Source organism: Fusobacterium sp. IOR10, assembly GCF_010367435.1.
Classification (GTDB): Bacteria; Fusobacteriota; Fusobacteriia; order Fusobacteriales; family Fusobacteriaceae; genus Fusobacterium_B.
Window position 1 is genome coordinate 31,380 of record NZ_WJWY01000002.1, and the last position, 11,527, is coordinate 42,906.

General features: G+C 28.1%; 12 protein-coding genes and 1 riboswitch. Of the genes, 11 read left to right on the forward strand and 1 reads right to left on the reverse strand.

Annotated elements, in window-relative coordinates; translation table 11 throughout:
- Positions 1–12 precede the first annotated feature (12 nt).
- Positions 13–741, forward strand: coding sequence for a hypothetical protein (locus tag GIL12_RS00685; protein WP_163468099.1), 729 nt, complete (start codon positions 13–15; stop codon positions 739–741).
- A 56-nt stretch (positions 742–797) separates the two neighbouring features.
- Here the strand turns inward: GIL12_RS00685 and GIL12_RS00690 are convergent, their stop codons facing one another.
- Entirely contained in the window at positions 798–1,625 is an 828-nt protein-coding gene (locus GIL12_RS00690) for an outer membrane protein OmpK (RefSeq protein ID WP_163468101.1), read from the reverse strand.
- 255 nt (positions 1,626–1,880) lie between these two features.
- Between GIL12_RS00690 and GIL12_RS00695 the strand changes: the two genes are divergently transcribed.
- From GIL12_RS00695 to GIL12_RS00740, 10 genes are all read left to right on the forward strand, one after another.
- A complete protein-coding gene (locus tag GIL12_RS00695) occupies positions 1,881–2,504 on the forward strand; it encodes a PHP domain-containing protein (RefSeq protein ID WP_163468103.1) in 624 nt (207 codons plus the stop codon).
- 38 nt (positions 2,505–2,542) lie between these two features.
- Positions 2,543–3,580: an extracellular solute-binding protein gene (locus GIL12_RS00700; RefSeq protein ID WP_163468105.1), complete on the forward strand. Its 1,038-nt coding sequence runs from the start codon at positions 2,543–2,545 to the stop codon at positions 3,578–3,580.
- An 81-nt stretch (positions 3,581–3,661) separates the two neighbouring features.
- A complete protein-coding gene (locus GIL12_RS00705; protein WP_163468106.1) occupies positions 3,662–4,717 on the forward strand; it encodes an ABC transporter ATP-binding protein in 1,056 nt (351 codons plus the stop codon).
- Between the two features lie 8 nt (positions 4,718–4,725).
- Positions 4,726–5,478: an iron ABC transporter permease gene (locus tag GIL12_RS00710; RefSeq protein WP_163468108.1), complete on the forward strand. Its 753-nt coding sequence runs from the start codon at positions 4,726–4,728 to the stop codon at positions 5,476–5,478.
- Positions 5,466–6,389 carry an iron ABC transporter permease gene (locus tag GIL12_RS00715; RefSeq protein ID WP_163468110.1) on the forward strand — a complete coding sequence of 308 codons (924 nt, stop codon included), beginning with the start codon at positions 5,466–5,468 and terminating at the stop codon, positions 6,387–6,389. Before GIL12_RS00710 ends, GIL12_RS00715 begins: the two co-directional genes overlap by 13 nt.
- A 207-nt stretch (positions 6,390–6,596) precedes the next feature.
- On the forward strand, positions 6,597–6,992 hold the full coding sequence (locus GIL12_RS00720) for an acyl-CoA thioesterase (RefSeq protein ID WP_163468112.1): 396 nt from the start codon (positions 6,597–6,599) through the stop codon (positions 6,990–6,992).
- Positions 6,993–7,096: 104 nt separating this feature from the next.
- A complete protein-coding gene (locus GIL12_RS00725) occupies positions 7,097–8,305 on the forward strand; it encodes an MFS transporter (protein ID WP_239056022.1) in 1,209 nt (402 codons plus the stop codon).
- Positions 8,306–8,472: 167 nt separating this feature from the next.
- Complete coding sequence (locus GIL12_RS00730) at positions 8,473–8,928, forward strand: MarR family winged helix-turn-helix transcriptional regulator (RefSeq protein ID WP_163468114.1); 456 nt, start codon at positions 8,473–8,475, stop codon at positions 8,926–8,928.
- A complete protein-coding gene (locus GIL12_RS00735) occupies positions 8,925–10,286 on the forward strand; it encodes an MATE family efflux transporter (protein WP_163468116.1) in 1,362 nt (453 codons plus the stop codon). Before GIL12_RS00730 ends, GIL12_RS00735 begins: the two co-directional genes overlap by 4 nt.
- Before the next feature lie 394 nt (positions 10,287–10,680).
- Positions 10,681–10,793, forward strand: a riboswitch (TPP riboswitch).
- A 129-nt stretch (positions 10,794–10,922) separates the two neighbouring features.
- Positions 10,923–11,522: a YkoF family thiamine/hydroxymethylpyrimidine-binding protein gene (locus GIL12_RS00740; RefSeq protein ID WP_163468118.1), complete on the forward strand. Its 600-nt coding sequence runs from the start codon at positions 10,923–10,925 to the stop codon at positions 11,520–11,522.
- The last annotated feature ends 5 nt before the right edge of the window (positions 11,523–11,527 follow it).

Below are 11,527 nucleotides of genomic sequence, written 5' to 3' on the forward strand. Positions count from 1 at the left end.
GAATTAAAAGAATTGGCAATTAAATCTTGGGCTGTTGGTGAAGGGTTAGCAAACGAAACTATAATTGATGCAGCAACAGTTATAAATGGTGAGGATAATTGGAAAGGTCATCAAGCTAAACCTGGTAGAGTAGGTTCACCTATTTCTATTGATGAAGGCTGTGAAATTACAAATATAACTGGTGATGTAAAGTTAGAAACATTCCCTTTAAAAGAAGATTTGTCTTTAGAAATGCATAAATTACCACAATCTTTTACATTTTCTGAAGTTGTAACTGTAGAATCGGTACATGATGCTAAAAAACCTTATATGCATAAAATCCAAGCTAAATCTTTAACTGAAAACTATCAAACATGGGAATTTTATTCTGACGACAGTTGTGGAGATGAAAGAATTGGGAAAGTTCCTACATCATGGGATTATTTTACTTTAGGAACTTCATTTTGTTTAATGAGTCAGCTTACTGCAAATCAGATGTATTTTAAACAAAAAGGTGTTAATATTGAAGACTTTAGAGTAGAGCATCAATTTAATTATACAAAAGAAAATTTTATGACACCATCAATGGCAGGCAATCTTAAGAATGTAATAACAAGGATTGTTGTAAAAAGTAATGCAAAAAAAGAAGATATAAATAGTTTTGCTACTCAATCTCTTAAATGTTGTTTTGCTGGAGAGGGGATTCAAAATAAAACTGAAATGGAATCAGATATTTATCTAAATGGTAAAATAATTAAATAATAAAATAGGTCATTACATAATGCTTTGTAATGGCCTATTTTTATAAATATAATTAATTAAAATTTATAGTGAACTCCTAAAATATATTGAGTAGAATCACTAGAATTGGAAGAACTACTATCTACTTCAGTAAAACTATGATTAACTTTTATTGAAGCAGACACACCAAAACTATCCATTTGAAGTTTAAGTTGATTAAACCATTGAAGAGAGTTATCAGTTCCAGAAGTATTGTTCCAACTGTTACTATATTTTTCAGATTCATTAGCACCAAAAACATAATCAATCCATCCACTGTATAAAAGTGTCCATCCATTTTCAAAGCTGTGTATAGGGGCCATATAGGCTACGTTAAATAGATAACCATCCCATTTATTTTCATTTGGTTTCCCATATGATTTTGTTGCATATCTTGAAAATAAATTTACTCTAATATAGTCAAATCCTTCCAAGTCAAAATAAGTTCCTATTCCTACTTGATGACGTCTAAGTCCACCTTTATAGTCTCCATTATCATAATCAAATTGATATGAAAGAAACCATTCACTGAATCTACCAATTGAAAGATCTTTTCCTAAAAGTCCATCTAAAGATATACGAGGATTAAATTCTCCATAAACACTAGGTTTTACCCCGTGCATATCACTACTTCCAGAGTTTGAAATATCAAAAAAATCATCAAACCAATATAAATCTAATAATTTATATCTATGAAATCCTTCCATTTCAGCGTAGATATCGTCAACACTTCCTCTAGTTCCATCAGCAGAATTATTTCCACTAAATAAACTTACTTGAACCATATTATAGTTCCATGGTTCATATTTTGCCATTGCCAGTTGACCAAAGCATAGCATAATAATAATCAATATTTTTTTCTTCATTCTCTCTCCCTATAAAAATATAATGTATTGTGAAGATATTATAACATAAAAAAGAAAATGAGTTTATAGAAAATCATATTCTTAGTTTTTTACTTCTCCCCTCCATTGACTTTTACAAAGGTAACTGATATAATTTATTCCACAAACCCATAAGGGACTATAAGTTAGTTTAGATAAAGCTCTCATTTTGTGGGAGCTTTTATTCTGTTTTTATAACTTATAGAATATATACATATTTAGAAAGAAGGAGATAGAATGTTTATAGACACACATATGCACTGTACAGAAGGTTCTGATGATAGCTTTATTGGAATTGCAGAAATAGTAAAAATAGCAAAAGCAATGGGACTTAATGGAATCTGTATTACAGACCACGACACTAATAGAGCTAAAGAATGTGTTCTTCAATATGGAAAAGAACATAATTTTAAGGTCTTTGTAGGAGCTGAAATTTTAACACATGAAGGGGATGTATTAGTTTTTGGACTAGAGGATCTTCCAGCAGAAAAGCTTCACGCTCAGGAATTAATAGATTTAGTTAATTCAAAGGGGGGAGCTACTATTGCAGCTCATCCATTTAGAGAAAATAATAGAGGTTGTGGTAAACAATTAAGGGATTTAAAAGGTCTTACAGGTATAGAGACTTTTAATGGAAGTACAAAGAACTATAACAATTTAAATGCATATAAACATGCTGTGGAATTAAATTTAGCTACAACAGCAGCTAGTGATTGCCATACAACTGATGCAATAGGTAAATTTTGTACAAAATTTTTAGATAATATTGAAACAGAAAAGGATCTTATAGAAGCTCTTAAGAATAAAAGAGTAAGACCTGCCATATATAAAGATGGAAAATATATTGAAATAAATGTTTAGAAAAATTTTAGAAAATAAAAATAATAAGGAGTATACATATGAAAAAAATATTAGGTAAAATATTAATTGCAAGTTTAATCTTTACTTTAACAGCTTGTGGTTCAAAGGAATCAAAAGAAGTTGCTAAAACACAAAATCAAGAACAAAAATTGGTTATTTATTCAACTCATCCAGAAAATTTAATAGAAGCAGTAGCCTCTGAATTTCAAAAGGAAACTGGAATAGAAGTGGATTATATAAATTTAAAGGGGGCATTAGCTGATAGAGTATTAGCTGAAAAAGACGCACCTCAAGCAGATATAATGTATGGTGGAGCCTCATCATTATTTATAGACTTATCTAAAAAAGATGTTTTTGAAAAAACTAATCCATCTTGGGCAAAGGATTTAAATCCACTATTTAAAGATCCAAATGGTACATGGTATGGAACAATCCAAACTCCAGTAGTAATATTTTATAACAGTGAAATGTTAAGTAGCAATGAAGCACCAAAGGATTGGAGTGATTTAATAAAACCTGAATATAAAAATAAATTAGTATTTAGAGATGCAAGATCATTTTCAGCAAAGGCAACATATTCAAGTTTATTGTATCAATATGAAAAGGAAGGAAACTTATCTCAAGGTTGGGAATTTATGAAATCATTGGATAGTAATACTAAACAATATTATGGAAGTGGATCATTACAGTTCCAAGCTGTTGGAAGAAAAGAAGCTCCAATAAGTTTTGCTGTTTTAAGTTCTGTTATTGTAAACAAAGAAAAAGGTCTTCCACTAGAAATAGTAGATGCTAAAAGTGGTTCCCCTGTAATTACAGATGCCATTGCAGTAATAAAAAATGCTAAGCATAAAGATGCAGCAATTAAATTCTTAGAATTTGCAGGTAGTGAAAAAATTCAATCTGAACTTGCAATTAAATTTAATCGTATGCCAACTTTAGATAGTGCCCTAGCTAATTCTCCAGAGTGGATGAAAGAAAGTAAATATAGAGTGATGGATGTTGATTGGAGAGTATTATCAGAAAATGAATCTGATTGGATGCAAAAATGGGATTCTGAAATTAAAAGTAACAATTAATAATTAAAAGGGCGATTGCCCTTTTTTTGTATAAAGGAGGATGTGTGATAATTTTCATAGAGATTGTCATACAAGTATTATATGGATAATGTGATTATTAAAAATATAACTAAAAAATTTGATGAAAAGACAGTTGTTGAAAATGTAAGTCTTAATATTGAAGAGGGAAGTTTATTTACTTTTTTAGGTCCATCAGGTTGTGGTAAAACTACTATATTAAGAGCCATTGCAGGTTTTTTAAAATTAGATAGCGGGAATATCTTATTAGGACATAGGGACATAACCAATATACCCCCTGAAAAAAGAGGTGTGGGAATGGTATTTCAAAATTACGCCTTATTTCCTCATATGACTGTTTATGAGAATATTTCCTATGGTTTAGAAATACAAAAAATTCCTAAAAAAGAAATTAGAAAAAAAGTAGATGAATATTTGAGCTTAGTTAAATTAGATAATTATGGGAATAGAAAAATATCAGAGTTATCTGGTGGGGAACAACAAAGAGTTGCCCTTGCAAGATCCCTTATAACAAATCCAAAGATTCTACTGTTAGATGAACCACTATGTAATTTAGATGCTGAACTTAGGATAAAAATGAGACATGAAATTAAGGCTCTTCAGGAAAAATTAGGAATAACAACTATTTTTGTTACCCATGATCAAGAGGAGGCTCTTACAATATCTCATAAAATAGCTGTATTTAATAAGGGTAAGTGCATTCAAGTAGGAACTCCAAAGGAAATTTATTCAAATCCTACAAATTCATTTGTTGCTAATTTTGTAGGGGAAACAAATCTTTTTAAAATAAATAACTCCCATGGGGATATGAAAAAAATATATTTAAATAATGAATTTATATTGGAAATTGAAGGAAATATTTCAAATAATTTATTTGTATCTATTCGTCCTGAACATATAAAAATAAGAAAAAACTCATTGGTAGGTATCAATGAATTTATAGGAGTTATTGAAAATATTCAATTTAATGGGAATATTATTAAATATACTGTTAGGGTCAAAGGTGTTAAGCTAGTAATAACAACTATGAATAGTTTAGATAATTATAATGAATTTTTAGTTTCTCAAGAAGTTTATATTGAAATTCCCAAAAATTCAATAAAACTTCTTATGGATTAGGTGATTATATGAATGGATCAAATAAGAAATATGAAAATTTTGTTGGAATTATCCTATTAATTTTTTTAGTGGGATATATTTTAATTCCAACCTTAAAAACAATAAACTTAAGCTTTTTAGATGAAAATAAATTGACATTTTCCAACTATAAAGATTTTTTCTTTTTAAAAACAAATATAAGTTTTGTTTTAAATACTATTTTACTTGGATTAGCTACTGTTGTTACATGCGGGCTTATAGGAACATCCCTTGCTTTTTTTATTGGATATTTTAAGTTTCCCTATAAAAATATAGCTAGTAAACTTTTGTTAACACCAGTTATGGTTCCAGGTTTAATAATAGTTATAGCATTTATACAACTTTATGGTGAAAGTGGAATTATAACTAAATCCCTTGAGATTATTTTTAATTTAGATAGTATCCCTTTTAAATTTACAGGTTTTTGGGGGATTTTATTTGTGCATGCTTATACCCAATATATATATTTTTTCATAAATGTGTCAGTGGCTATTCGTCATATAGATTATTCCACTGTGGAAGCTGCTAAAAATTTAGGAGCTAAGAATTCTAAGATATTTTTTTCCATTATTTTACCAGTTATTAAACCAGCATTAATTGGATCTAGTATAATGACATTTATAGGGGGAATTGGTTCTTTTTCTGCTCCAAGTTTAATTGGTGGAAAATTTCGTGTTTTAACAACTCAAATATTATTTGCTAAATCAATAATCATATGGAAATTGCCTCTGTGGAAGTTGTAATACTAATGATAATAGCCTTTATATTTCTTTTTCTTTGTAGATATTATGAGAAAAAAAGTAGTTTTCAATCACAAGTAAAAGGTGTTGAGATAAAAGAAATCATAATAGAGAATTCTATACTTAGAAAAGTTTTTGTTATATTCACTGGTCTTTTAATATTATTTATTATTCTTCCAGTTATAACTATCTTTATACTTTCCTTTGTTACATCTGGAACATGGTTAGTAGAAATTTTTCCAAAGGATTTTTCTCTAAGTAACTATATAAAGATTTTTACAAAGTCAAACTCACTAAAACCATTTATAAATAGTGTAAATATGTCTATTATAGCTGGAATATTAGGAGTCGTAATAGGAGTTCCAAGTTCATATATAGTTGTAAAAACTAAAAGTAAATTTAAATTTTTAATAGAAAGTTTGGTTATGCTTCCATGGGCTCTTCCTGCAAGTGCCATAGCAATTAACCTTATTAATGCATTTAATAAAACAAATATTTTTTCTTTAAATAAAATACTTGTGGGAACATATATTTTACTTCCCATATCTTATTTTATAGGGATATTACCAATTGTTTTTAGAAGTACTAATATTTCCATGTATAATTTAAATGATGCCTATGAAGATGCTTCTAAAAGTTTAGGAGGCTCTTGGATTTATACTTTTAGAAGAATAACACTTCCAATTATTATGCCTGGTATAGTTTCAGGTGTTCTCATTGGATTTATAAGATGTATTGGAGAATATACTAGTTCAGCATATTTATATACTGTGGCAAATAAACCAATTTCAATTGCTATGGTAAACGGAGTTTTTGAGTATGAGATAGGATTAGCTATGACTTACGGTGTTTTAACAATACTTTTTATATTTATTTTAAGTTTAATTTCCACATGGAAAATAAATAGAATATAGAGTATGCCAAGTGATTTTATATTAAGGTTTTAAATTTAATTCTTGCAAAATCTCTTGATAACATGTATAATTATGAAAAAAAATAGACACCTACATTTTACAATCAATGTTTTAAATAAAGAATAAATTAGTTAAAGTACCTATGTTTAAAGAAATAATTAATTGTATTTTTAAAATATTATTATGAATTATATAGGAGGAGATAATATGAGCACAGAATATACTGGATTTAGAAATGAGATGGAACCAGCTTTACGTTTAATAGCAATGCCAACAGATACAAATCCATCAGGAGATATTTTTGGTGGATGGATAATGTCACAAGTCGATCAGGCAGGTGCAGTTGTTGCAGCTCAAAGAACTCAAAGCAGAATTGTAACTGTAAAAGTAACTGACTTCCTGTTTAAAGAACCTGTTTTTGTTGGAGATTTAATAACATGTTATGGGAAAATAGAAAAAATAGGTAATACATCTATCACTGTAAAAGTAGTGGTAATTGCCCAAAGAAATAAATATGAAAAAGATCATGTAAAAGTAACTGAAGCAACTGTAAAATATGTAGCAGTTGATGAAAATGGAAATCCAATGCAAATATCAAAATAATTTGATTTATATGAAAATAAAATAAATTTTTTGTTCCTTCAGCTTAAGTTGAAGGAACTTTTATTATTAAAATTAGAAGTATTAACAGTACAAAGAGAGGGTTTATGAAATTATCAGAGTTTAAAACAATGAAAAAAGAGGTGAAAATATATTTTTATATTTTAGCCTTTACAGCTTTGGCAAAGGGTATGAGTATGGATATATTTTCAAATTATTTTAAAGATGCATATGATGTTAGTGCATTTCAAAGGGGAGTAATTGAATTTCCAAGGGAAACACCAGGGATCATTGCTGTACTTGTTATTACATTGTTAGTTTCAATGAATGATATAAAAGTGTCCATCTTTGCACAAATACTTAGTATTATTGGAATTATTTATTTAGGATTATTCACTCCTCAATTTTCAGTAATGCTTATTTTTTTATTTATTAATTCTTTAGGAGCACATATATTTATGCCCCTTGCTGATGGAATTGGAATGTCCCTTGTGGACAAAAATAAGTTAGGTATGCGTATGGGTCAATTTAAAGGAACATCTGTTACTTTTTTAATGTTATCTTCTACAATTGTTTTCATATGTTTTAAGTTGGATATATTTAGTTTTGTAACAGCAATTAAATGGCCATTTATACTAGCAGGGATATTTTCATTTGTAGCATTAATATTATTAATTTCATTAAATAGAATAATGGGACATCCAGTAATTCATCATAAAAAAACAAAATTTATTTTTAGGAAAAAATATAAATTCTATTATATGCTTGTTATTTTATTTGGAGTTCAAAAACAGATTATGTTAGTTTATGGTCCTTGGGTGCTTATTTCAATATTAGGAAAAAAAACAGATACCCTTGCATTGCTTTCAATTGTAGGAGCTTTTATTGGAATTTTCTTTATTCCAGAGCTAGGAAAATGGCTAGATAGATTTGGAGTTAAAAAATTATTATATGCTGATGGAATTTCATTTGTGGGAGTTTATTTCTTATTTGGATTACTTACAACAGGTTATGTTACAGGTGCACTATCAACAGTTGGATGGCCAGTTTTGCTTGGATATTTAATGGTTATTTTAGATAAAATATCCACACAAATGAGTTTTATTAGAACTGTATATTTGAAAAATATTGTGGAAGATTCATCAGAAATCGTTCCTACCCTTGCCCTTGGATTAAGTATGGATCATTTTGTTTCAATTACTTGTGCTATTTTAAGTGGTGTTGTTTGGAATCTTTGGGGACCACAATATATATTTTATTTTGCAGCTCTCATCTCCCTTGGAAATGTTTATATAGCCTATAAAGTAAAATTATAAAATATAAGTTTAAATTTAACCTTTCTATTTAGTGAAGATATAATTCATTAAATAGAAAGGTTTTTATTTATCTTTATTTTATATAAAAGTTTTAAAATATAGTTGACAAGTTAACTGTTTTAGAATATAATCTAGTTGATTAGTTAACTATATTAAGGAGGGTGATAATGAGTGGAATTATGAATGATCCAGTAGGTAAAGAAATTAATGAATTAAGAAGAGATATGAGAAGATTTTTATATTATCATTTGGATAAATATTCCTTAGGAGATAGTCAATTTGAAATATTGATTGAAGTATATAATGAAAAAGGAATATCTCAAGAACAACTGAGTAAAATCAGAAAAGTTGATAAAGCAGCTACAACAAATGCAGTAAAAAGACTTATGGAAAATGACTATATTTATAGGGAAAGAGATCCTGTGGACAAAAGGGCATATAAGCTTTATTGTACTAAAAAAGGGATTGATTTTATCCCGAAACTTAAAGAAATATTAAAGTTAGAAGATTTCATTATTAATAAAGGAATTTCATTAGATGAAATGAAAATATTTAGAACAGTATTAAAAAAGATAGGATCAAATATTGATAATTATTTTAAAGAGGAGAAGTTAATAAAATGAATGTACTAGAAAGATTAGAAACAGAAAAGATTTCAAAGCTATTAATTGAATTTTCAATTCCAGCTATTGTAGGAATGATTGTATTTGCTCTATACAATATAGTAGACAGGATATTTATTGGAAAAGGAATTGGAGCCTATGCTATGGCAGGTTTAAGTATTTGTTTTCCAATATTTATTATTTATATAGCATTTGGAATGTTAATAGGCCAGGGTGGAGGAAGTGTTCTTTCTATTAAATTAGGGGAGCACGATTATAAGGGAGCTCAAAAAGCTCTTGGAAATACCTTTACACTTTTTATATTGGTAAGTCTATTCCTTTCAATTTTTGGGTATATTTATATTGATAAAATACTTTTAATATTTGGAGCCAGTGAAGTAACCCTTCCCTATGCAAAGGAATATATTTTTGTAATTAATAACTTAGTAATTTTTAATTTTATGTCAATGGGAATTAGTAATCTTGTTAGAGCAGAGGGAAATGCTAAATTTGCCATGCAAACTATGATATTAGGTGCTATTACAAATATTATATTAGATCCCATTTTTATTTTTTATTTTCATATGGGAATTAAAGGAGCTGCTTATGCAACAATAGTTTCAAATATGATAGTGAGTTTAATTAATACATATTATTTTACATTTGGTAAAAAATGTCATGTTAGGTTGAGAAGGGAAGATCTTATTTTAGATATGGAAACTGTTAAAATGATATTATCTATTGGTATATCTCCATTTTCATTGCAATTAACAACAAGTTTAGCTACAGTACTTTGTAATAAAGAACTCCTTCTTCAGGGGGGAGATTTTGCTGTTGGAGCAATGGGAATAATAAATAGTATATATATGTTTCTAAGTATGGTAATTGCAGGTATAAGCACAGGTAGTCAACCTATACTAGGATATAATTTTGGTGCTAAAAAATATAATAGGGTACTTAAAACTTTTAAAATATCTATAATTGCAGCTGTTAGTCTAGGATTTTTTTTAATGGTATGCATTTTTATTGTTCCTAGTATTTTTATAAATTTATTCAATGATGGAAATCAAGAAATATTGAAAATTGGAATTAATGGAATAAGAATATACTTTTTATTAATACCTTTAAATTGTTTTTATATAGTTGGATCAAACTATTTTCAATCTATAAATAAGGCTAATAAATCTTTATTTTTAAATCTTTTAAGACAAATTTTTCTAGTTATTCCATTATTATTAATACTTCCACATTATTTTGGTATTAGCGGTATTTGGATGATATTTCCCATAAGTGATCTCATTGTATTTGCAGTAACAGTGATATTTTTAAAAAGACATATGACAAAAATGAGAAGATTAAATTATGCAAGTTTAGCTTAAAGATTGTCCATATTTCCTATATTTTTTAGGTTGTTGTATGAAAAATAAAATAATAATTATTCTTTAAAATTTAAATTATATATGATAAAATACCCTTTTAAAGTTACAGAGGAGGAATAAAATTAAATCATATAAAGAAATTGTTGAAATAATTTATAATAAGTTAACTATATGGAGAAACTTTACTTTAGTGGAGCTTCTATATGTTATAGCTATAGTAATAATGATTCCACTAGGTTTTTTAATATTTAAATTAGCAGTGGAAGGAAAATTAACATGGGGACACGTACTATGGATTAATCTATTGTTTGGTTAAAATATTTTAAAATTAGTGTAAGATATTGACTTATATATTACTTTGTAGTAATATGAGTAGTATTAAATTTAATGAAATTAAGAATATTTGGGGAGCTGCTAAAAGCATGCTGAGATTGGAATGTATTAGTTCAAAACTCTTAGAACCTGATGTAGGTAATTCTACCGTAGGGATTATAGACGATTAATCGTAGTTTTATATTTTATATTGCAAAGATTAGGTCATAACCCTATAGGTTATGACTTTTTTTATTTACATTGATTTTTAGAGGGACAAATATTCTTAATAAAATATATAACTAAAACTAGGAGGAAGAACAGTTGAATTTAAAATGTGGAATAAGTGATGTTGTTGGTGCTAGAATAGGAGTTTATCCTATGCAAGATAATTTTGTAGAGGTAATTTTAGGTGCCTTGAAAGAAACTGATAAAACAGGACTTTATGTTGTAACAGACGATTTAGGAACAATAATACAAGGAAAAAGGGAACGTGTTTTTGCCTATGTAAAGGAAGTATTTTTACGTACAGCCCATGCAGGGGAACATGTAGTTGCAAATGTTTTATTTTCAGTGGGATGTCCAGGAGATGTACCAGAAGATTTTGATTTTGATGCAAAGGCAAAATCTGTGGAACTTCCAATGGAAGATATGCCAATTGCTTGTGCTTGGTCACTATATCCCCTTGGAAGCAAAGAATATTTTCAAGTAATTGTGGAAGAAGTTGAAAAGGCTATGGAAATGTCCAAAGTGGAAGTTGAAAGTTATCATTATTGTACAAGATTAGATGGAAAAGCAAGGGATATATTTAACTTACTTGAAACATCCTTTGAAGGGGTATCAAAAAGAATTCACCATACAATTATCCATGCAACATTTTCAAAGGGAAGCCCATCAAAAACAAAGGAAAAAATTCATATATAATTATA

Bases quoted from the DNA above. Each gene is read 5' to 3' on its own strand.
- GIL12_RS00710 (WP_163468108.1), top strand. From the start codon at position 4,726: ATGAATGGATCAAATAAGAAATATGAAAATTTTGTTGGAATTATCCTA.
- GIL12_RS00725 (WP_239056022.1), top strand. From the start codon at position 7,097: ATGAAATTATCAGAGTTTAAAACAATGAAAAAAGAGGTGAAAATATAT.
- GIL12_RS00730 (WP_163468114.1), top strand. From the start codon at position 8,473: ATGAGTGGAATTATGAATGATCCAGTAGGTAAAGAAATTAATGAATTA.
- GIL12_RS00700 (WP_163468105.1), top strand. From the start codon at position 2,543: ATGAAAAAAATATTAGGTAAAATATTAATTGCAAGTTTAATCTTTACT.
- GIL12_RS00690 (WP_163468101.1), bottom strand. From the start codon at position 1,625: ATGAAGAAAAAAATATTGATTATTATTATGCTATGCTTTGGTCAACTG.
- GIL12_RS00720 (WP_163468112.1), top strand. From the start codon at position 6,597: ATGAGCACAGAATATACTGGATTTAGAAATGAGATGGAACCAGCTTTA.
- GIL12_RS00735 (WP_163468116.1), top strand. From the start codon at position 8,925: ATGAATGTACTAGAAAGATTAGAAACAGAAAAGATTTCAAAGCTATTA.
- GIL12_RS00695 (WP_163468103.1), top strand. From the start codon at position 1,881: ATGTTTATAGACACACATATGCACTGTACAGAAGGTTCTGATGATAGC.
- GIL12_RS00705 (WP_163468106.1), top strand. From the start codon at position 3,662: ATGGATAATGTGATTATTAAAAATATAACTAAAAAATTTGATGAAAAG.